The 21,282-nt window shown below is 46.9% G+C and carries 17 protein-coding genes; 14 read left to right on the top strand and 3 right to left on the bottom strand.

The genetic code is table 11. The features are described from left to right. Window positions 1–55: 55 nt before the first annotated feature. Complete coding sequence (locus tag X919_RS0105590) at window positions 56–934, bottom strand: helix-turn-helix domain-containing protein (RefSeq protein ID WP_028899342.1); 879 nt, start codon at window positions 932–934, stop codon at window positions 56–58. 160 nt (window positions 935–1,094) lie between these two features. On the opposite strand from X919_RS0105590, the gene X919_RS0105595 reads away from it, so the two are divergent. The 14 genes from X919_RS0105595 to X919_RS0105670 all read left to right on the top strand — a co-directional run bounded on the left by X919_RS0105595 (window position 1,095) and on the right by X919_RS0105670 (window position 17,790). Then, window positions 1,095–2,441 (top strand): anaerobic C4-dicarboxylate transporter family protein, encoded by a 1,347-nt coding sequence (locus X919_RS0105595; RefSeq protein WP_028899343.1) that lies wholly within the window; start codon window positions 1,095–1,097, stop codon window positions 2,439–2,441. 35 nt (window positions 2,442–2,476) lie between these two features. Then, window positions 2,477–3,526 carry an L-asparaginase 2 gene (gene ansB, locus X919_RS0105600; RefSeq protein ID WP_028899344.1) on the top strand — a complete coding sequence of 350 codons (1,050 nt, stop codon included), beginning with the start codon at window positions 2,477–2,479 and terminating at the stop codon, window positions 3,524–3,526. Between the two features lie 4 nt (window positions 3,527–3,530). Further along, complete coding sequence (locus X919_RS0105605; RefSeq protein ID WP_028899345.1) at window positions 3,531–4,742, top strand: porin; 1,212 nt, start codon at window positions 3,531–3,533, stop codon at window positions 4,740–4,742. A gap of 263 nt (window positions 4,743–5,005) precedes the next feature. Beyond that, entirely contained in the window at window positions 5,006–6,418 is a 1,413-nt protein-coding gene (gene aspA, locus X919_RS0105615) for an aspartate ammonia-lyase (protein WP_028899346.1), read from the top strand. 304 nt (window positions 6,419–6,722) lie between these two features. Continuing rightward, the gene (gene ychF / locus X919_RS0105620) at window positions 6,723–7,826 is read left to right on the top strand and encodes a redox-regulated ATPase YchF (protein WP_028899347.1); all 1,104 of its coding nucleotides are present in this window, start codon (window positions 6,723–6,725) and stop codon (window positions 7,824–7,826) included. A gap of 24 nt (window positions 7,827–7,850) precedes the next feature. Beyond that, window positions 7,851–8,720, top strand: a complete 870-nt coding sequence (gene lgt, locus X919_RS0105625; protein WP_028899348.1) for a prolipoprotein diacylglyceryl transferase — start codon at window positions 7,851–7,853, stop codon at window positions 8,718–8,720. Between the two features lie 222 nt (window positions 8,721–8,942). After that, window positions 8,943–9,266, top strand: a complete 324-nt coding sequence (locus X919_RS0105635; RefSeq protein WP_004381289.1) for a cupin domain-containing protein — start codon at window positions 8,943–8,945, stop codon at window positions 9,264–9,266. Window positions 9,267–9,807: 541 nt separating this feature from the next. Then, on the top strand, window positions 9,808–10,278 hold the full coding sequence (gene greA / locus X919_RS0105640; RefSeq protein ID WP_025069818.1) for a transcription elongation factor GreA: 471 nt from the start codon (window positions 9,808–9,810) through the stop codon (window positions 10,276–10,278). A 27-nt stretch (window positions 10,279–10,305) separates the two neighbouring features. Further along, window positions 10,306–10,704, top strand: a complete 399-nt coding sequence (locus tag X919_RS0105645) for an HIT family protein (protein WP_025069819.1) — start codon at window positions 10,306–10,308, stop codon at window positions 10,702–10,704. Between the two features lie 248 nt (window positions 10,705–10,952). Next, a complete protein-coding gene (locus X919_RS0105650) occupies window positions 10,953–11,798 on the top strand; it encodes an aldo/keto reductase (RefSeq protein ID WP_028899349.1) in 846 nt (281 codons plus the stop codon). Window positions 11,799–12,029: 231 nt separating this feature from the next. Further along, the gene (locus tag X919_RS0105655; RefSeq protein ID WP_028899350.1) at window positions 12,030–12,584 is read left to right on the top strand and encodes a porin family protein; all 555 of its coding nucleotides are present in this window, start codon (window positions 12,030–12,032) and stop codon (window positions 12,582–12,584) included. Window positions 12,585–12,780: 196 nt separating this feature from the next. Next, window positions 12,781–13,770, top strand: coding sequence for a YqiA/YcfP family alpha/beta fold hydrolase (locus tag X919_RS0105660; RefSeq protein WP_028899351.1), 990 nt, complete (start codon window positions 12,781–12,783; stop codon window positions 13,768–13,770). A 171-nt stretch (window positions 13,771–13,941) separates the two neighbouring features. Further along, window positions 13,942–14,436 (top strand): methylated-DNA--[protein]-cysteine S-methyltransferase, encoded by a 495-nt coding sequence (locus tag X919_RS0105665; protein ID WP_025069824.1) that lies wholly within the window; start codon window positions 13,942–13,944, stop codon window positions 14,434–14,436. A 3-nt stretch (window positions 14,437–14,439) separates the two neighbouring features. Then, window positions 14,440–17,790 carry an AAA domain-containing protein gene (locus tag X919_RS0105670; protein WP_028899352.1) on the top strand — a complete coding sequence of 1,117 codons (3,351 nt, stop codon included), beginning with the start codon at window positions 14,440–14,442 and terminating at the stop codon, window positions 17,788–17,790. A gap of 41 nt (window positions 17,791–17,831) precedes the next feature. Here the strand turns inward: X919_RS0105670 and X919_RS0105675 are convergent, their stop codons facing one another. Together X919_RS0105675 and pckA are read right to left on the bottom strand one after the other, a co-directional pair. Beyond that, the gene (locus X919_RS0105675) at window positions 17,832–18,929 is read right to left on the bottom strand and encodes an SGNH/GDSL hydrolase family protein (protein ID WP_028899353.1); all 1,098 of its coding nucleotides are present in this window, start codon (window positions 18,927–18,929) and stop codon (window positions 17,832–17,834) included. 650 nt (window positions 18,930–19,579) lie between these two features. Next, a complete protein-coding gene (pckA, locus tag X919_RS0105680) occupies window positions 19,580–21,193 on the bottom strand; it encodes a phosphoenolpyruvate carboxykinase (ATP) (protein ID WP_028899354.1) in 1,614 nt (537 codons plus the stop codon). Window positions 21,194–21,282: the final 89 nt, after the last annotated feature.

Consider the following 21,282-nt stretch of genomic DNA (forward strand, 5'->3'; position numbering starts at 1 on the left):
CTTTTGAAGCGTGTGATTCTCCTGTAAATAGGGGCGCTAAGACATGTTGCCTCCCCTACTTCCGATAAGCCTTAGGAGAGATACCTGCCCTTTGTTTAAAGAAATTGCTAAATGCTGCTTGATCACTAAAATGCAATTCTTCGGCAATTTCGCCCATCGTTAAATCGGTCATTCGCAGCAATTTGCAAGCCTCAGTATATAAAAATCCCTGCAAATAACCATTGACAGTATTGCCCGATACCTCTTTCACTATGCGCGAAAGATAGGTGGATGAGATGCTAAGATGGTTGGCATAAAAACTGATTTGACGCTCTTGCTTGAAATGATTAGAAGCCAAATGAATGAAAATCTTAAAGATATTCTCTTTATGTTGCGCATCATGCAAGGTGCAAGGTTGATGTGCCAGCAACTCATTCACATGGATTTGGCACAAATGAACCAAATTATTCAATAGCTCTTTTTTATAGGTATGGGGGCTCACTATCGTACGCTCTATCTGCGAAAATAAGCCCACTAATTCCTTCATCGCATCTTCAGAAAGCTCTATCAAGACATGATTTTCAAGAATATTCAGTGCAAAGCTATCCCGCAAAATAGCGTCATCGCTTACTATCGAATCATAGAATGTGGACTCAATCAAGAGAAGTCGCCCAACCATATCGGGGCTACAGCGCACCACTTGCACTGCTTGTAATGGTGATGTGCGTAGGAATGTGTTGCGTCTAAGATAAGTCTTTTGCCCACAAATGGTTACTTCTGCCTCACCATTGGTCAACACAATGAGTGCATAAAAATTCACAACACCCGAAACCTCCATTAGCTTTTCGAAAAGAGATGCATTGAGAGATGTTGATGCCACCATTGCACCATAGACCGATTGGAGGGCTATCTTCTCGGCAAAGTCTTGCAAATTGTGAATGCGTTGTTGCTTCATATTCCTGATTCATGGATGCAACTACAAAAGTAAGCATTGTTTCTGATTTCGCAAAATATGGTTGCTTTTTTATAAATACACACTAAAATATTTTACATAACTTTGCCTCACGTTATTTAAAGTGAGATTAAAACTATATCAAAACGCTACGCAATAATTTATGGCGACTCTTTTAATTATTATTCAACTCCTATTGGTTCTCACACTTATCTTTATCGGTGCACGCGTCGGTGGCATCGGAATGGGTATCTACGGCATGATAGGTGTGTTCCTTTTAGTCTTCGTTTTCGGTTTAAAACCAGGCAATATTCCCATCGATGTGATGCTCATCATCGTGTCAGTTATCACAGCTGCAGCCTCTCTTCAAGCAGCAGGTGGCTTGGATTATCTCGTGCATTTGGCAGCTAAATTCTTGCGAAAACACCCCGAACACATCACTTATTATGGGCCATTGGTTACGTGGTTTTTTTGTTTAGTTGCAGGAACGGCGCACACAAGCTATTCGCTTTTGCCGATTATTGCAGAGATTGCGAAAGACACCAAGATACGTCCCGAGCGCCCATTGAGTGTAGCTACGATCGCAGCCTCATTGGGAATTACGGGCAGTCCAGTATCTGCTGCCACAGCAGCCATGATTTCTTCCGACTTATTAGGTGCTAAAGGCATTGAATTAAAGGATATTATGTTTGTCTGTATTCCTGCATCTTTGATCGCTATTTTAGTGGCATCGTTTGTACAAAACCGCGTAGGTAAAGAGCTTATTGATGACCCTGAATACCAAAGACGCGTGAAAGCAGGACTCATTCCATCCATGAGTGAAAGCCAAAAAGCGTTAGAAGACGATAGCAATCTCAATCCCCGCGCCAAATATTCAGTATTGGCTTTCTTGGCAGCAGTGCTTTTAGTAGTACTCTTTGGTTCCGTTCCATCACTGCGTCCATCATTCAATATTGATGGAAATGTAGTGAAATTACCCATGCCCGAGACCATAGAGATGGTTATGATGGCTATGTCTGCCGTCATTTTGATTGTTGGAAAAGCCAAAGTTAGTGATGCAGTGAAAGGCAATGTCTTTGGTGCAGGCATGAATGCCATGGTGAGTATCTTTGGAATTGCATGGATGGGCGACACGTTCTTCAATGGCAACTTGGCCTTCTTCAAGGAGCATATTGCCGGCATTGTGAGCCAATATCCATTCCTCTTTGCCGTGGCTTTGTTCGTCATGTCCATCATGTTGTTCTCGCAAGCGGCCACCGTTCGCACACTTTATCCCTTAGGCATTGGCTTAGGGCTATCGCCTTTAGCCCTCGTTGCCATGTTCCCTGCGGTCAATGGCTATTTCTTTATCCCCAACTATCCCACCGAAGTAGCCGCTATCAACTTTGATACTACGGGCACAACGCACATCGGACGCTACGTGCTCAACCACAGTTTTCAGCTCGCTGGCTTCATTACTACCTTTGTAAGCATTGGCGTTGGCTACCTCATCATCACGTTCCTTTTTTAAAATAACCAATCATAAATCCATAAATTAAATAGATTATGAGAACAATCAAGATTTCAATGCTGATGGTGTTCACTTTGATTTTCACCTTAGCCCTTAGTGCAAAACCCAAAATTCGCATCATTGCTACCGGCGGAACCATCGCTGGTGTGAGTGCTAGTGCCACCTCTTCGGCATACGGAGCAGGCCAAGTGGGCATTCAAACCCTCATCGATGCGGTGCCCCAAATCAAAGATTTAGCCGACGTAAGTGGCGAACAATTGGTGAACATTGGCAGCCAAGACATGAACGATGATGTGTGGTTGAAACTCGCGAAACGCATCAATCAGCTGCTCAATAACGAAGGCTATGATGGCGTATTAGTAACGCATGGCACCGACACCATGGAGGAAACGGCCTACTTCTTGACGCTCACTGTGCACAGCGATAAGCCCGTTGTGTTGGTCGGAAGCATGCGTCCTTCAACGGCTATCAGCGCCGATGGTCCTGCAAACCTCTACAATGGCGTGGCCACTTTGGTTGATCCTGCATCAAAAGGTCATGGCGTTATGGCTTGCATGAACAATCAACTCATCGACGCCAAGAGCCTCATTAAGACCCATACCACCGACGTTGCTACGTTCAAAGGCACCTATGGTCCCATCGGTTACGTGTATAATGGCAAACCCTATTATGTACACGAGCCCAACTATAAGCACACCACTGCCAGCGTGTTCAACGTGGACAACCTCATCAAATTGCCGCAAGTGGGCATCGTTTATGGCTATGCCAACTGCTCTCCCCTGCCCATTCTCTCGTTTGTCAATGCCAAATTCGACGGCATTGTGTTGGCCGGTGTAGGCGATGGCAACTTCTATAAGGATGTGTTTGACGTGGCATTGAAGGCGCAGAACAACGGCATTCAAATCGTACGCTCCAGCCGTTTGCCCACAGGTCCTACGTGTTTGAATGGTGAAGTGGACGACAATAAATATCATTTTGTTGCTGCTTTAGACCTCAATCCACAAAAGGCACGCGTGCTATTGATGCTCGCTTTGACCAAAACACACGATTGGCAACAGATTCAAAAGTATTTCCAAGAATATTAAAGTCATGAAAACAACCTTCATTGTATGCGCATTTTTGGCCACAACGACTATGGCCAATGCACAAAATGGCGGCAACATTGGCATGGGAGGTAGCGAAGGAAACTACACCTCATTAGCTGAGAGGGTGGCTCATTTGGAAAAGAAAAACGACGCATTCAACGTCTATTTCAACTATGCTGCCAGCTTCCGTGCCGAAAGAGACAGCCGTTTGAACAACTGGAATGCAGGCTTTGCCAACAAACAGTTGCGCTTAGAAATCAAAGGAAATATAGGCGATCACCTGTCTTATCGCTTCCGTCATCGCCTCAACAAAGCCAACACGGCACAAGGCGAAGACAACTTTGCCAAAGCAACCGATATCATGATGGTGGGCTGGAAGTTCAATGACAAAGTCAGTTTGCAAGGAGGTAAGATGTGTCAGATATGGGGTGGCTTCGAATTTGATGAGAACCCCATGGTCATCTACCAATATAGCGACATGGTTGACAACATGGATAACTTCATGGCCGGCGTGGTAGCGTCGTTCAAACCCGTGCCCACTCAGGAGTTGGCTGTTGAGGTTTCCAACGCTTATAACAACAAATTCAACGAGTTTTATGGCGCAAGCAGCGTTGCACGCGAGGCACTTGGCTATCGTAACCTTGAGGCTTCGAAGGCGCCACTCACCTATATTGCCAACTGGAACGGCAGTTTTCTCGACGGAAAACTCAACACCCGTTGGTCGTGGGGTCTGCAAACTCAGGCACGTCACAAGTATAGTCGCATGCTCGTTTTGGGCCAACAACTCAACCTCAACAAGCTGCAATGGTATGTAGACTATATGGGAGCCTGGGATGGTTTAGACCGTTTGGGCATCGCATCCAACGACCTTGCCGCGCATCTTGCGCCGTCCCCGTCTGCCAAAGCCTGGGCCAGCGATGTGCATTACAATAGTTTCATCACCAAGGTGAACTGGCAATTTGCACCCGGTTGGAACTTCATGGCCAAGGGAATGTATGAAACAGCCAGCGTCAGCAAGCTCGAAGTGGGCAAGAACTACCGCAAGAGCTATGGCTACATCGGCAGCATTGAGTACTATCCTATAAAGGATCAAGACCTGCGTCTGTTCTTAGCTTATGTCGGAAGAAAATATGATTTCAAGGCAGCTACAGGCTTAAAGAACTACAACACCAACCGCATTGAGCTTGGTTTTATGTATCGCATCAAGGCCTTTTAGTTCAGCAAATCTCACAAAGCAACTGGCAGCAGGCACCTTTTTGCAAGCTGCCGTTGCACCAAATAGAAATAAAAAGAAAATATCAATCCTTTAAACCAGCCACGAAGTGGTGCATTTTGCCTCGCAAAAGCATGCACATTACCACATAAAATGATAACAATCATCGTGCAAAAGCATAGCTTTTACAACGCCCCATGGCCAACACCATGCGGCAAAGGCTTGCCACAAACAGCGCAAAGCACCACCAGACGGCGCATTAAATTATGTCAAACGAACAATTCAGAGTAGAGAGCGACCTCTTAGGGGAACTCAAAGTGCCTGCCGATGCCTACTATGGCGTGCAGACACAACGCGGCATTAACAACTATCACATCTCGCGAAAAAAGATGCGTGATTATCCTGATTACGTCATCGCCATTGCCTATGTGAAGCTCGCTGCCGTGCAAACCAACCACACCCTCGGCGTAATTAATGATGAAATCGCTGGTGCCATCAGCCAGGCTTGCCAAGAGATTATCGACGGAAAGCTGCACGAAAACTTCCCCATTGACATGATGCAGGGTGGCGCAGGCACATCGGTTAATATGAATGCCAACGAGGTTATTGCCAATCGTGCGCTCGAAATCATGGGGCACAAACGCGGTGAATACCAATATTGCTACCCCAACGACCATGTCAACTGCGGTCAATCTACCAACGATGTCTACCCCACTTCTATCCGTCTGGCTTTGATTCGCATGAACAAGAGCCTCGTTTCGAGCCTCACTGGACTCATCAGTGCACTGCGTTACAAGGCTAACGAGTTTAAAGATAACCTCAAAATGGGGCGCACTCAGTTGCAGGATGCCGTGCCCATGACCATGGGACAAGAGTTCAATGCCTATGCCAATAACTTGGAAGAGGAGATTCTTAACCTCGAACGCAACATCAAACTATTGCACGAAATCAATATGGGTGGCACAGCTATTGGTACGGGCTTAAACGCTGTTCCTGGCTTTTCAAAGCTCTGTGCAGCCAACTTAAGCAAACTCACCGGCGAGACTTTTGTCCCCGCTACCGACTTGGTTGAAGCCACTCCTGACACTGGTGCTTACGTAAGTTATAGTGGTGCGTTGAAGCGTTTGGCCGTGAAACTCTCCAAAATCTGCAACGACTTCCGCCTCATGGCTTCCGGCCCACGTTGCGGTTTGAACGAGATTAACCTTCCTGCAAAGGCTCCTGGTTCATCAATCATGCCAGGAAAGGTCAATCCTGTCATTCCAGAAGTCACCAACCAAGTGTGCTTTAAGGTCATTGGTAACGACACAACGGTTTCGTTTGCAGCAGAAGCTGGTCAGTTAGAGCTCAACGTTATGGAACCTGTTATCACCGAATGCTTGTTCGAAAGCCTTTGGTGGCTCCATAATGCCATCGACACTTTGACCGAAGAATGCGTGATGGGCATCACCATGAACAAGGAACGTTGTTATGAAATGGTGAAGAACTCCATCGGTATTGTGACCGCTTTGAACCCTTATATCGGCTACAAAAACAGCACGAAGGTGGCCAAAGAAGCCTTGGAAACCAACCGCTCGGTCTACGACATCGTGCTCGAAAAAGAGCTCATGACAAAGGAAAAACTCGACGAAGCACTCGACCCCAAGAATATGTTGGTGTCGCATCAGCTCATCAAATAGTCGACGTTTTGTTTCACTCTAGGCCGCAGTGCATGAGCATTGCGGCCTTTTTATATTCCAGCAGTAAACCTTTGACAACTATAACTCACCAAATTAACCTCGAATAATTACACCAAAGGGCAGCGTCACTTGAAGTGGTTTTACACAGAAAAGAGGCCAGAAAAACCAACAAGCAATTGACCTTTCCGCTGCTTTTTTAGCCCCTTTCATAGCTGCTTTTGCGCATTTTTATGTACTTTTGTAGGCAAATAGAAACGAAAACGGCTGACCATTGCGTGCCAGCTCCTATCAATAAAACGAGATTATGGCTTTGAAATGTGGAATTGTTGGCTTGCCCAACGTTGGTAAATCAACTCTCTTCAACTGCTTGTCGAGCGCAAAAGCGCAATCGGCAAACTTTCCTTTTTGCACCATTGAGCCCAACTTGGGCGTCATTACAGTGCCCGATGAGCGTTTAAACAAGCTGGCAGCGTTGGTACATCCTGGCCGTATCGTGCCCGCAACCTGCGAGATTGTCGACATTGCGGGCTTGGTTAAAGGTGCTTCTAAAGGCGAAGGTTTGGGTAATAAGTTCTTAGGTAACATCCGTGAGTGCGATGCTATCATCCATGTTATCCGCTGCTTCGACGACGATAACATCGTGCGTGAGGGCGGCATGGCGGTCAATCCGTTAGAGGATAAGAGCATCATCGACACCGAGTTGCAACTGAAAGACCTCGAAACCATCGACAGTCAGCTGGCCAAACAGCAAAAGGCAGCTGCAGCAGGCAATAAAGATGCCAAGCTCATGTGCACCGTTCTCGAGGCTTACAAAGCCGTTTTGGAACAAGGAAAGAACGCACGTGAGGTGACCTTTGATAGCAAAGACGAGCAGCAAGTGGCTCACGATTTATTCCTGTTGACCACAAAACCCGTGCTCTATGTGTGCAATGTCGACGAAGCCAGCGCCAAAACGGGCAACGACTATTCACGCAAAGTAGAGGAAATGGCAGCCAAAGAAGGTGCCGAAGCCATGGTGATTGCGGCCAAAACTGAAGAGGACATCGCCTCATTAGAGACCTATGAGGACAAGAAAATGTTCTTAGAAGAGTTAGGATTGAGCGAAAGTGGCGTCAACCGACTCATCAGAAAGGCCTATGCTTTGCTCAACCTGCAGACGTTTATCACGGCAGGTGAGATGGAAGTGAAGGCTTGGACGTTTCACAAAGGATGGAAGGCACCACAATGTGCTGGCGTCATTCACACCGATTTTGAAAAGGGATTTATTCGCGCCGAAGTAATAAAATTCGATGATTATATGCAATATGGCTCTGAAGCAGCAGTGCGCGAGGCTGGCAAATTGGGCATCGAAGGCAAAGATTATGTAGTGCAAGATGGCGACATCATGCACTTCCGTTTCAACGTTTAAACTGAGTTTTAAAGCAAATCGCAGATGACAACACTCTTAAACTACATCGTTTGGAATCCTGATGTCTACCTCATTCAAGTGGGACATTGGGGACTTCGTTGGTATTCCACCTGCTGGCTTTTAGGTCTCTTGGGGGCTTATTTCATGGTAAAATGGTTGTTCTATCATCAACAGATTGCCGAGAAGACCGTCTTCATTGACGGTAAAAAACAGGTTATCAACGTGTTCGATCCGTTGTTTATCTATTGCTTCCTCGGCATTCTGATAGGTGCTCGCTTAGGCCATTGCCTGTTTTATCAACCCGATTACTTTCTCTCTTCGGGCACACACTTCATCGAAATGCTCATTCCCTATCATAAGATGCCCGATGGTTCGTGGCAGTTTGTGGGCTACGAAGGGCTTGCCAGCCATGGCGGAACATTGGGATTGATGATAGCCTTGTGGCTCTATTGCCGCAAGACGGGCGTGAAACTGTGGCAGGTGTTGGACGACATTGCCCTCGCAACACCCATCACCGCTTGCTTCATTCGTTTGGGAAACCTGATGAACAGCGAAATTATCGGTAAGGTGACCGACGTGCCTTGGGCATTTATCTTTGAGCGTGTCGACCAGCAACCGCGCCACCCTGGCCAACTTTATGAGGCACTTGCCTATGCATTATTCTTCTTTGTGGGCTGGTATTTCTACCGCATTCGCAAACAACCTGTTGGCAAAGGATTCTACTTTGGGCTATGCATCACGCTGATTTTCGTGTTCCGTTTCTTCATCGAATACACCAAAGATGTGCAGGTAGACTTCGAGAGTGGCATGCTTTTCAACATGGGACAACTACTCAGTTTGCCCTTTGTGGCACTCGGCATCTATTGCATGTGGCGCGCTAAAAGACAAAAATAACTTGTATTTCCATAAGTATGGGCAACCTGGCTGCTGTTTTTTCAGCACTGGGTTGCCTTTTTTCATACCTTGATGTCTGCATCAAGCCATCGCCAAAAGGCCCATCTTGGCAGACCCACCATGACAAACAGCACAAATGTTACCCGCGAACTGTGTGGCACAGGGCTTGCTGTAGCAAAAGCATAGAATTCACTTTCAGTAAACATTTAAAAGATATAAGCAATGGAGAAATTCGAGAAAGGTAAGGTTTTTGCCGCCAACAACGTGATTGACTATGCCGAAGGTGGCGTAGTGAGCAAAGAGTTTGTACACAATGCAGCAGGAAGCGTGACCGTGTTCAGCTTCGACAAAGGGCAAGGATTGTCTGAACATACAGCGCCCTTCGATGCACTTATCCAAGTGATTGATGGCACCATGCAACTCAATGTCGAGGGAACCGACCACCAAATTCATACAGGTGAGAGCTTTGTTATTCCTGCTGGTGCACGCCATTCGGTGCAAGCCAACGAGCGATTTAAAATGCTCATCACGATGATTCGCGGATAAGCGTAAGCCTCTCCCCGCAACATCCTGAAACAATATGGGCGGCATTACCGATGAATGTCGCCCATATTTTGTCCTAAAATGGTGCATATTGCATTCAAAAGTGGCGCATATTACTGAGCAATATGCGCCACTTTAGCAATGGTCATCGCCCACACTGCGCAGGCAAGACCTTCACATCAGGGCATAAAAAAAAGGACTCCGCCGAGCCCCTCTTATTAACCTTAAATCTAATACTATGAAAAACGTTGCAAAGATAATACTTTTTTAGCAACCAACGACACATCTACTAAAGAAAATGCAAAAAACTTTTTCCTCTATTATACATCGATAGGTCTCGCGACCCACTCATCCCACAATCCCATTTACAACGCTAAAGAACTTTAAAAACTTGCGCATATCAGAAATATACCCTATCTTTGCAAAAGTAAAAACATAGCGAATAGAAAGAAGGAGTTTGGAATTCTGACCAACAAGACGTGTCGGAATTCTTTCTTTTTTTGCTACTTCAACTTAGAATTTATTAACAAAAAGATAGTAATATATGGCTTACATGTCACAAGAAGGCTACGATAAACTCGTAGCAGAGCTGCAAAGGCTCGAAGCGATTGAGCGTCCTAAGGCATCAGCTGCTATTGCTGAAGCACGAGACAAGGGCGACTTGAGTGAAAATTCAGAATATGATGCGGCCAAAGAGGTGCAAGCACATTTAGAAAGTAAAATCAATAAACTGAAGCTTGACATTGCTGAAGCAAAGATTGTTGATGTATCACGCCTCTCAACCGATGCAGTTCAAATCATGAGTAAGGTAGAGATGACCAACCTTTCGACGAAGGCTAAGATGGTTTATACCATTGTAAGCGAGAACGAAGCCAACTTGAAATTGGGCAAAATCAGCATCAAAACGCCCATCGCACAAGGCATTCTGAACCACAAAGTGGGCGACACGGTGGAAGTTTCTATCCCACGTGGCACCATCAAATTGCGCATCGATAAAATCAGTATTGAGGCATAAGTTCAACATTTGCATATATAATAAGGTATGAGCACACTATTTTCAAAGATTGCTGCGGGCGAAATTCCCAGCTATAAATGTGCTGAGAACGACAAGTTTTTTGCGTTTTTAGACATCAATCCCGTTGCGCCGGGCCACACATTGGTCATTCCGCGCCAGGAGATTGACTATATTTTCGACATGAGCGACGAAGACATCGCTGCGTTTCAAGTGTTTGCCAAGAAGGTAGCACGTGCGCTAAAACAGGCCTTTCCCTGCCGAAAAGTGGGACAGGCCGTGATTGGTCTTGAGGTGAACCATGCCCACATCCACCTCATCCCCATGCAAAGCGAGGCCGACATCGACTTCAAACATCATGTAAAGATGAGCGAAGACGAACTGAAAGCCGCATCAGAAAAAATTCAAAAGGCATTTCAACAGCTATAAATGAGCGGCCCAACAAGCCGCATGCCAACAGAAAACATATAGGCAATCGTGCTATTTTTGCGCGGCCTATATGTTTTTTTTGTTTGTTTCTTTCACCAAAAGGCGACTTCTTTCAGCACAAACGACGTTGCACTATAAGCCCTTTCTGCTCCCTTTCAGCACCTGTTTTTTCCATCGAAGGCTCCATCAAAACCGATTTTCTCACATAGTTTGTGTATCTTTGTAGCAAGAACCAAAATATAACAATGATGGAAAAGATTCAATTAGTTAATGGGGTTGCGATGCCTTTATTGGGGTATGGCGTGTTTTTAGTGCCCTCAGATGAGTGCGAACGCTGCGTAAGCGATGCGTTGAAAGTGGGCTACCGCCTGATAGACACGGCGCAGGTCTATGGCAATGAGGAGGGGGTCGGTCGTGCATGGCGCAAGAGTGGCATCGCTCGCGATGAGCTTTTCTTGGTTACTAAGGTGTGGATTAGCCATGCTGGTGAGGCAAAAGCGGCTGCCAGCATTGAAGAAAGTCTGCGCAAATTGGATACCGATTACATCGATTTGCTGCTCATTCATCAGCCTTATGGCGACGTTTTCGGCACTTGGCGCGCTATGGAAAAGGCCTATAAAGATGGAAAAGTGCGCGCCATTGGTATTTCAAACTTCCAAGCTGCACGCTTCTATGGCTTCGTTCAGCACGTGGATATCAAACCGATGGTCAACCAATTGCAATGCAATGTGCTGGCACAACAGAACGACATACAGCCCATTTTGGCCGAAACCAATACCAAAACGATGGCTTGGGGACCGCTTGGTGGCCAAGGAGTTGATGGCATTATAGAGAGCGATTTGCTTTCGAGTATCGGGCAAAAGTATGGTAAGTCGGCCGCACAAGTGGCGCTTCGCTGGCTCACGCAACGCGGTATCGTGGCCATTCCAAAGAGCAGTCACATCGAAAGGATGCAGCAAAACTTCGACATTTTCGACTTCGCGCTCAGCCAAGATGAGATGAATCAGGTGGCCACGATGAACCAATCAGATACTGGTTTCATTGACTATCTGTCGCTTGATTTCGCAAAATATATCATCGATTACAAAATATAACCCTCCCACAGAGGCTATTTAGAACTGTAATAGACACTTCTTTCTCTCTCGATTTTTCTTTTTCGGAAATAAACAGGTTGTAAAATGCCACAAAATTGTTTTTTTTTCATTTTTATTTGGCGCGCATTTCGAAAAACTATATCTTTGCCCTCGTATTCAAAAGGGATATTTGTTTAATCGTATGCTCGCATAGGTTAGACAACAAAACGATTAATTTAACAAAAAGAGAGTATGAAAAAGTTTGTTTTAGCAGCTGTGATGATGCTTTCATCTGTAGCTACATTTGCACAACATGAAGAAGGTTCTTTAACCATTCAACCTCGCGTTGGTGTTAACATTGCCAGCTTAACGAAGAACGATGGCGGTAAAGCTCGCATCGGATTAGCAGCTGGTGCTGAGTTAGAATATCAGGTAAGCGACATCTTTTCATTGTCAGCTGGTGCCATGTATTCTATGCAAGGTGCTAAGAATGGGAATATTAAATTGAACTTAGATTATATCAATGTGCCTGTAATGGCCAACGTTTATGTAGTTCCTGGCTTGGCTGTTAAACTCGGTTTACAACCCGGTTTCAAAATAAACAGCAAAGTAGATGTTTTAGGAGTATCTGCAAACATTCCAGGTGCTAAATCAGTTGACTTGTCACTTCCTGTAGGTTTGAGCTACGAATACAAGAACTTTGTGCTCGATGGCCGCTACAACTTCGGCTTAACGAAGGTGAATGAGGTTGGTGATAGCAAGAACAGTGTGTTCCAAATCACTGCTGGTTACAAGTTCGACATTTAAAAATTGACGAAGGTTTTTGATTTTAATCATAATTTTTTAATTAGGTTAATAAAATTAGTTTATGGCAGGATGTATTGTGAAATACATCCTGTTTTTTTATGGTTTTGCACATCTTGATACAAAATTAGAATGCCTTTTTGGCCGTCGTTCTATTTTTTTGTAGCTTTGTAGGAACAATATTATAAGGCAATTAACAATGGAAAATCCGTATATAAAGCAGTTTCCGCAGCTCATGGCGGGCAAAACAGTGATGTATGTGCATGGCTTTCTGTCGTCAGCACAAAGCGGAACGGTGAAGATGTTGCGCGAGCTCATGCCCCAAGCGACCATCATCGCCGAGGATTTGCCCGTAGATCCAGAGGCCGCTATGCAACTATTGCGCGAGTTGGTGGCACAACATCAACCCCAACTCATCATCGGAACGTCGATGGGAGGCATGTATACTGAGATGCTAAGAGGCGTGGATCGCATTGTGGTGAACCCCGCTTTCGAGATGGGTGACACGATGAGTAGCATGATGGGACGGCAGGAATTTCAAAATCCTCGACAAGACAAAGTGCAGGAGTTGATGGTCACCAAGGGCCTCATCAAGACCTATAAAGACTGCACCACCCACTGTTTTGAAGGCTTGGACGAGGCCGATCGACAACGTGTTTACGGGCTCTTTGGCGACGAAGACCCCGTGGTGCACACCTATGATGTGTTTCATGCCCACTATCCCAACGCCATTTATTTCCATGGTGCACACCGACTCACCGACAAGATTGCGCTGCATGCCCTCATTCCTGTCATCAGATGGATTGACGATCGGCAAAACAATACCGAGCGACCTATCGTGTATCTGCATTACGATGCCTTGCATGATGCCTATGGAAAAGCCACCAGCAGCATGCACAAAGCCTATGAGCTGCTGTTGGAGAACTATCAGGTTTATGTCGTAGCGCCTGCGCCTACCGACAACCATCCCTATCTCAACGCGGTGCAAACCTGGGTAGAAGACTTCCTCTCCACGCCCGCTTTCAACCGCCTTATCTTCTGCAATCAGCCGCAACTGCTCTATGGCGACTATTTCATTACGCCCTATGCCATCCCCAATTTCATGGGAACGGTGGTGCAATGGGGTAGCGACGAGTTCAAGACGTGGGAAGAAATCATCACCTTTTTCGAACGTTTGGGCGGACAATGAGCACCCGCTACCATTAAACCCATCAACACAACGGCAGCACTCCTACCCTCTTGCATGCACAAGTAACATCCCCTGTGGCCACAATCTGCATGAAATTTGCCCACAATCAGCGCTACTTTGCAGCGTAAAATGCACCACATTTCATCACCATCTCATCCACATTTCTCGACAATGAACAACGAAATCGTTTATGGCTTCACCGAAACGCCCTTCGGAACCATCATCGTTGCCCGCACCATCGTTGGCATTTGCGATGTCGCTTTCCTTAGTTGGAACCGCGCAGCAGTCATCAAAGAGTTGGCAACCCATTGGGGAACCTATACGCCAACCACGCAAAACAACGTGATGGCCGACACGGTAAGGCGTGTCATCTTTGAGGGTTACGACCACCCTTTGACACTCGATTTGCAAGGAACGCCCTTTCAACGCAAGGTGTGGCAAACGCTTATGCAAACCCAACGTGGCGAGACGCTGTCCTATGAAGCGCTGGCTTTGCGCGCCGGTGAGCCCAAAGCCATTCGCGCAGTGGCCTCGGCTGTGGCGCAAAATCGCGTGGCAATGCTCGTCCCTTGCCACAGAGTAATCCACAAAGACGGCACGTTGGGCGAATATCATTGGGGGAAAACGCTCAAACAACAGCTCCTCGACTGGGAGAAAAACGCATAGTTCATGGCGCATTTCACCACGAGCGACGAACTCTTTCAGCGCATTGTCGACATGGTTCACACACCCGAGACCACGCCGATACAACAACCTTTGCACGACACTTTGGTGCTCGTTTGTCAGACAGCCTTGGCCGATAGTCCGCTCATCTTTGGCAATCTCTTTGCACAAGTCGACTACATTTGCCAAAAAGCCCATTGCACTGCGGCCGACACCCACGCCATTCAGCACATGAGAAGGGTGAGCAATCGCAGCGAAAAGCTAACGCGTGAAGAACGTTTACAGACCCTTCGCGCCTTGGCTTTGCTGGTTTCGGCAGCCTTTAAAACGCCCATTCCCAACACGTTAGTAGGCTTATTGCCCGAGCGAGAGGCCACCCCTATCACGGCCACCCACATTGATTATCGCTACATGCGCGGCATTGTGCAACGCGTGTCGGCCGACAGCATCACCTTGTTGATAGACCAAACGGTGCACGAAAACCCGTTCACTGTGAAGCTACAACCCCACCAGCATTATCTTCTTGACATCGTTCAGGTCGGCCATCAGCTCAACCTCATCGACGTAAACACCGCGCATGAGGCCGCCATCATCGTGTTCGAACCCGACTTTCTCGTCGACATCAGCAGCATTGCCCATTGCTTCACCGACTATGGCCACCATCCTTTTGCCTATTTGTTGCATGCTTTCGAACCCTCATTCATCAATCAACCCATCCTCTTAGGCTACTTTGCGGGAGCGGCACTCGACGACATTATCAACCAAAAAGGCGACTACCATTGGCAGAAAACCTTGAAGAAAAGTTTCAAAGAGCAGGCCTTAGCCTATTGCGCCTGCAAGGATTTCAATCAGAAAGAAGACTTCAAAACGGCCGCTATTCAGCAGACACAACACATCGAAAGCATTGTAAAAGCGCTCTTCGATGCACCACTTTCTCAGACAACAGCACCGACCGGCGAGGCCGTTTACAATCGCAATAAAGCCGTTTTAGAACCCTCTTTTGTATGCGAAGCCTTGGGATTGCAAGGCCGTGTCGACCTGATGACCACCGATTTCAAACTGTTGGTGGAGCAGAAATCGGGTAACAATTTCAACCTTCAGCGCCAACAACCCAACTCATTTGGCAGCTACCAGTTGGAGAATCACTACGTGCAGCTGTTGCTTTATTACGGCGTTTTGCGGCAGAATTTCAACGTGTCGACACAGCATATCGCCATGCGTTTGCTCTATTCCAAATATCCCTTGCCGGGCGGTTTGGTGGCCGTCAACTTCTATCAAAAGCTGTTTCGCGAGGCCATTGCACTGAGAAACCGCATCGTAGCCCATGAATATCGCTTTGGCAAACAGGGATTTCAAGGCATCATCGAGACGCTTTCGGTCGACATGCTCAATGAGAAAAAGCTCGAAACGCCCTTCTTCAAACAATGGATAGCACCTCAACTCAACGGCATTATTGCGCCACTTCATGCCCTAAACCCATTGGAAAAGGCCTATTTTGAGCGCATGGTTTCGTTTGTTTTCAGCGAGCAATTAGCGGCGAAAGTGGGTGCGAAAGAGGGCATCACCCACAGTGTTTCCGACCTGTGGAATATGCCTTTGGCTGCCAAAAAAGAGGCCGGCGAGATTTATACCGATCTCACTTTGGCCGAGAAACGCAAGAGCAAACCGATGCATGGCTACGATATCCTCACATTTAACGTGCCGCAGCAGGGCGAGAACTTTCTGCCCAATTTCCGCTTAGGCGACTTGGTTTATCTCTATTCCTACGCCGAAAACGAGGCGCCCGACGTGAGAAAGGCATTGCTTTTCAGAGGGAACCTCACCGAAATCAACAGCCAGCGACTAACCATTCAGACGGCAAACCCCGTGGCTTTGGATGGAAAATGCTGGTGTGTGGAGCACAGTAGCAGCGACATCACCACCACTTCGGCGCTCAAATCGCTCTACACCTTCATCACAACAGCACCCTATCTGCGCCAATTACTGTTAGGACAGGCGACCCCTCGAGCCGACAAAACCATCCGGTTAAGTCGCTCTTACCACCCCATGTACGACACATTGATTGAGAAAGTGTTTCAAGCGCAAGACTATTTTCTGCTCGTAGGCCCCCCGGGGACGGGCAAAACGAGCATGGCTTTGCAGTTCATGGTGCGCGAAGCCATGGCCAAACAGCAGACGGTGTTGCTGATGAGCTACACCAATCGCGCCGTGGATGAGATTTGCGAGATGCTGCAAAGCAACGCCATCGACTATCTGCGCATCGGCAACGCCTACACTTGCGACAAGCGTTTTCGCAGCCATCTGTTGAGCGAATGTATCGATGCGCAACCCCAACTGTCGGCCATTCAGGAGCGATTGCGCCGACAAGCCGTCATAGTGGGCACCACCAGCACGCTGCAAAGCAAGGCGTTTCTCTTTGATGTGAAGGCGTTTGACTGGGCGATTATCGATGAAGCGAGCCAGATTTTAGAACCGCAACTCGTGGGATTGCTGAGCCATTTGCCCAAATTTGTGCTCATTGGTGACCACAAACAGCTGCCCGCCGTGGTGCAACAAGATGCCGAAGTGTCGGCCGTTGCCGAGCCTTTGCTCCATGAGATTGGCCTCACAAACTGCCGAAATGCGCTGTTCGAACGGCTCATCACCCTCGAACGGCAGCACCAACGCACCGATTTTGTGGGCACATTGCGCTATCAAGGGCGCATGCATCCCGCTGTTGCGGCCTTCCCAAACGCCATGTTTTACGCTGAAGAACAGCTGCAACCCGTGCCGCTTCCTCATCAAACAGCCGAACGATTGGCCTACGACCTGCCCGCTGAAGACGCCTTAGATGAGGCGCTGAAGCAGCATCGTGTGCTGTTTATTCCATCGAAAAAAAGCCACGAAGTGCAGGCTTCTGACAAGGTAAATTGGCATGAAGCGCAGCTCGTGGCGCAGGTGTTGCGTCGCATTCATCGCTTTTATGGCGCGCGATTCGACGCTGATAAAACGGTTGGCGTGATTGTTCCCTATCGCAATCAGATTGCCATGATTAGGCAAGCGATAGAGCCTTTGGGTGTGCCGGCACTCGAAAACATCAGCATTGACACGGTGGAACGCTATCAAGGAAGCCAGCGCGACGTGATGATTTATAGTTTCACCGTGCAACATCGCTACCAACTCGACTTCTTAACCGCAAATAGTTTTGAGGAAGGGGGGCGCATCATCGACCGCAAACTCAATGTGGCGCTCACACGAGCTCGCCTGCAAATGATTTGCATCGGGTGCGAAGAGGTGTTGAAAGAGGATGCATTATTCAAAAAACTCATCGCCCATTCTGCAAGCATCACGCATAGAGAAAGGGAAGATGAGTTCTAATTATTAACGCTAAAAATTAAATCTTCAGTTAAAAAGAGGGGTCATTCCACCACTTTTAGCGGTGCTTCCCAGCCCATGATGTGGGCTATTTGGGGAATGAGCGACATGGCTACCTTGCGTTGTCCTCGGTAGTTGGGATGCCAAGAGGCACCATAATCGGTGGCATCATCGATGATGTTGTTCATCGAATGGCTCACAAACACGTGGCCATCCGCGGCTGTTTCGCGTTCCAAGAGGTCTAAAGCCAACTGCAAATAGCGCGAAGCCGACTGCGGACGAATGCAGAAAACGGACACGTTGCCATAATGAGTGCGCAAGCTTCGGAGCAGCTTTTTATACTGCAAGACATAGGCTTCGGGCGACGGAATGGCCAAGGGCGAGAAGTCGTTGGTACCCAAATTGACCACCACCAATTGGGGTTTGTAGGCCGAAAAGTCGTAGAGTGGCGCTTCATCGGCATCGAAAAGGCGATTGTGTTTGTCGAACATGTTGCCTTCGGATTGCGCTTTCGGCGCACCATAATTACGCAGAATGCCGCGCCCACTGTGGGCAACAAGGGCATAATCGGCATCGAAATAGCGTGCGATGATGCAGGCGTAAGCCTGGTTACAATTCTCGGTTTCCAACGTAAACGGCTCGTCATGGCTTGTGCCTTCGGTGCCATAACCGCAGGTATAGGAGTCACCATAGAACTCGATGAAACGCTGTTTGCGTGGCGATTTGCGCAACTGTTCGCCATTGTTGAGCAAGAAACCATGGATGGTTGTGCGCCCATGTTCGCCCTCAGTGCATTGTTGTAGGCGCAGGGTGTGCCAGCCTTTGCCGAGCCCTTCGGCCAAAACAATGCGGTGGGGTTGCGTGCCTTGCAGCAAAATCTTACGCACCAACCGGCCGTCAATCATCACATTGTGATAGGTTTTGCCTTGTGCCGAGGCCTGTATAGCGATGCTATTGCCCGAGAATTGCGTTTCTAAATAGGTGCCCACCCAATTATAACTGACGCTGCCATCGCCCAAAGTCTGGGTGCGTCCGACATAAGTCACGTTGGATTGCCACAGCCGTTGCTTGCTAAATGATGTGGCAAAGGCACTGAAAACAGGCAGCAAGAGTGCCAAAAGTAACCCATATTTCTGTTTCATGTTGCTGGATATAGCGCGGAATGAATGTGCCTTTGGAGGCTTCACCGGCGGCTATGTTTCGTTTTAAACGTTAAGAATTTAAGTAATGCACAGCAAAATTAAGCAATTATTTATGATTTCGTGCGCTTTAGTTCCATTATTTTTTAACGCTCACGCATTTTACTTTCTTTCTCGATGTCAAACACATGCCCACGGACTTCATCATCCTTTCGTGGATAAAAACAAGCGAAACGCCCCCAGGAGGCTCGGCTATTCCTTTTAAAAATATGCGAAACTCCCCTGGGGTTTCGACTGTTTTTCTCAAAAATGAGCGAAACACCCCCGGTTCTCAGCTATTTTTTTCAAAAATAAACGAGACGCCCCCAGTTCTCAATTGTTTTTCATAAAAACGAGTGAAAACACCCTATGGTTTCGCCTATTTTTATCAAAAACGGGCGAGAACCCCCTGTGGTTTCATCCATTTTCAGTAAAAACAGATGAGCACCCCCTGTGGTTTTGGGTGTTTTCGGCCTACACATGTGGGCTACCTGCTGTGGTTTCGTGACCGAAAAGAAGCGCTTCCACGCACTGCCTCATGCTTCATCGGCACGAAAAAAGGTCTATCCACCCTTGCGGATGAATAGACCTTTTGAAGTTTTATTACTTGAAGTTTAGAGCTGTGGGCCAGCAGCAACGAGTGCTTTACCAGCGTCATTAGTCTCGTACTTCTTGAAGTTCTTGATGAAACGAGCAGCCAAGTCTTTAGCTTTCTCTTCCCATTCTGCTGCGTTAGCATAAGTGTCGCGAGGATCAAGGATGTCGGTTGCAACACCTTCTAACTTCGTAGGAACAGTGAAGTTGAAGTAAGGAATCTGCTTAGTTGGTGCATTATCGATAGAATGGTTGAGGATAGCATCGATAATTCCACGTGTATCGCGGATAGAGATGCGCTTGCCAGTACCATTCCAACCGGTGTTCACTAAGTAAGCTTTTGCACCGCTCTTCTGCATCTTCTTCACCAATTCTTCAGCATATTTGGTTGGGTGAAGCTCCAAGAAAGCTTGACCGAAGCAAGCAGAGAAGGTTGGTGTAGGCTCGGTGATGCCGCGCTCTGTACCTGCTAATTTAGCAGTAAAGCCAGAGAGGAAGTAGTATTTTGTTTGCTCTGCATTCAAAATAGATACTGGAGGCAATACACCAAATGCGTCAGCTGACAAGAAGATGACTTGCTTTGCAGCAGGACCTTGTGACAAGGGGCGCTGGATGTTCTTGATGTGATAGATAGGATAAGAAACACGAGTGTTCTCGGTTACGCTCTTATCTGCGAAATCAATCTTACCATTTGCATCAACAGTAACGTTCTCAAGCAATGCATCACGGGTGATAGCACCATAGATATCGGGCTCAGATTCTTTGTCAAGGTTGATAACTTTCGCATAACAACCACCTTCATAGTTGAAGATACCCTTGTCATCCCAACCGTGTTCGTCGTCACCAATAAGCTTACGTTTTGGATCGGTAGAAAGAGTTGTCTTACCAGTTCCTGAAAGACCGAAGAAGATAGCGGTATTCTCACCGTTCATATCGGTATTTGCAGAGCAGTGCATAGAAGCCATACCCTTCAATGGCAAGAAGTAGTTCATCATAGAGAACATACCTTTCTTCATCTCACCACCATACCAAGTGTTAACGATAACCTGCTCTTTTGAGGTTACATTGAACATTACACAAGTCTCAGAGTGCAAGCCAAGCTCTTTCCAATTTTCAACCTTTGCCTTCGAAGCATTGTAAACAATGAAGTCGGGTTCTTGGTCAAAGTCAGCTTCATCCTTTGGACGAATGAACATGTTTGTAACGAAATGTGCCTGCCAAGCTACCTCAACGATGAAGCGAATCTTCATACGTGTGTCCTTGTGTGTACCGCAGAAGCCATCAACAACAAACAAACGCTTGTTTGAAAGCTCTTTCTTTGCAATTTCTTTCACTGCATTCCAAGCTTCTTTTGTTGCGCGATGGTTGTCGTTATGATATTCTTCTGAGTCCCACCAAATCGTATCATGAGAGGTTTCATCATCTACAATGAACTTGTCTTTAGGCGAACGTCCAGTGTAAATACCAGTCTTTACGTTGATAGCGCCAAGTTCTGTTTCCTGACCTACTTCATAACCTTGGAGACCTTCTTTTGTCTCTTCGTTGAACAATACTTCATAAGAAGGATTGTAAAGCACTTCTGTTGTACCAGTAATACCGTACTTTTCGAGTACTGATTTGTCAAACTTTGCCATTTTGTAATAATGTATTTAAGTTGTGAAAATAATTTCGTTATCGCAATGTTTTGTTATTCTGACCGCAAAGTTAGAAAAAAAATATATAA

This window comes from Prevotella sp. HJM029 (genome assembly GCF_000599605.1).
In the GTDB taxonomy this organism is placed as follows: Bacteria; Bacteroidota; Bacteroidia; order Bacteroidales; family Bacteroidaceae; genus Prevotella.

Coding starts and splice junctions, on each gene's coding strand:
- X919_RS0105670 (WP_028899352.1), top strand. CDS start 14,440: ATGGCGCATTTCACCACGAGCGACGAACTCTTTCAGCGCATTGTCGAC.
- X919_RS0105590 (WP_028899342.1), bottom strand. CDS start 934: ATGAAGCAACAACGCATTCACAATTTGCAAGACTTTGCCGAGAAGATA.
- X919_RS0105645 (WP_025069819.1), top strand. CDS start 10,306: ATGAGCACACTATTTTCAAAGATTGCTGCGGGCGAAATTCCCAGCTAT.
- X919_RS0105655 (WP_028899350.1), top strand. CDS start 12,030: ATGAAAAAGTTTGTTTTAGCAGCTGTGATGATGCTTTCATCTGTAGCT.
- pckA (WP_028899354.1), bottom strand. CDS start 21,193: ATGGCAAAGTTTGACAAATCAGTACTCGAAAAGTACGGTATTACTGGT.
- lgt (WP_028899348.1), top strand. CDS start 7,851: ATGACAACACTCTTAAACTACATCGTTTGGAATCCTGATGTCTACCTC.
- ychF (WP_028899347.1), top strand. CDS start 6,723: ATGGCTTTGAAATGTGGAATTGTTGGCTTGCCCAACGTTGGTAAATCA.
- X919_RS0105635 (WP_004381289.1), top strand. CDS start 8,943: ATGGAGAAATTCGAGAAAGGTAAGGTTTTTGCCGCCAACAACGTGATT.
- ansB (WP_028899344.1), top strand. CDS start 2,477: ATGAGAACAATCAAGATTTCAATGCTGATGGTGTTCACTTTGATTTTC.
- aspA (WP_028899346.1), top strand. CDS start 5,006: ATGTCAAACGAACAATTCAGAGTAGAGAGCGACCTCTTAGGGGAACTC.
- X919_RS0105595 (WP_028899343.1), top strand. CDS start 1,095: ATGGCGACTCTTTTAATTATTATTCAACTCCTATTGGTTCTCACACTT.
- greA (WP_025069818.1), top strand. CDS start 9,808: ATGGCTTACATGTCACAAGAAGGCTACGATAAACTCGTAGCAGAGCTG.
- X919_RS0105660 (WP_028899351.1), top strand. CDS start 12,781: ATGGAAAATCCGTATATAAAGCAGTTTCCGCAGCTCATGGCGGGCAAA.
- X919_RS0105605 (WP_028899345.1), top strand. CDS start 3,531: ATGAAAACAACCTTCATTGTATGCGCATTTTTGGCCACAACGACTATG.
- X919_RS0105650 (WP_028899349.1), top strand. CDS start 10,953: ATGGAAAAGATTCAATTAGTTAATGGGGTTGCGATGCCTTTATTGGGG.
- X919_RS0105665 (WP_025069824.1), top strand. CDS start 13,942: ATGAACAACGAAATCGTTTATGGCTTCACCGAAACGCCCTTCGGAACC.
- X919_RS0105675 (WP_028899353.1), bottom strand. CDS start 18,929: ATGAAACAGAAATATGGGTTACTTTTGGCACTCTTGCTGCCTGTTTTC.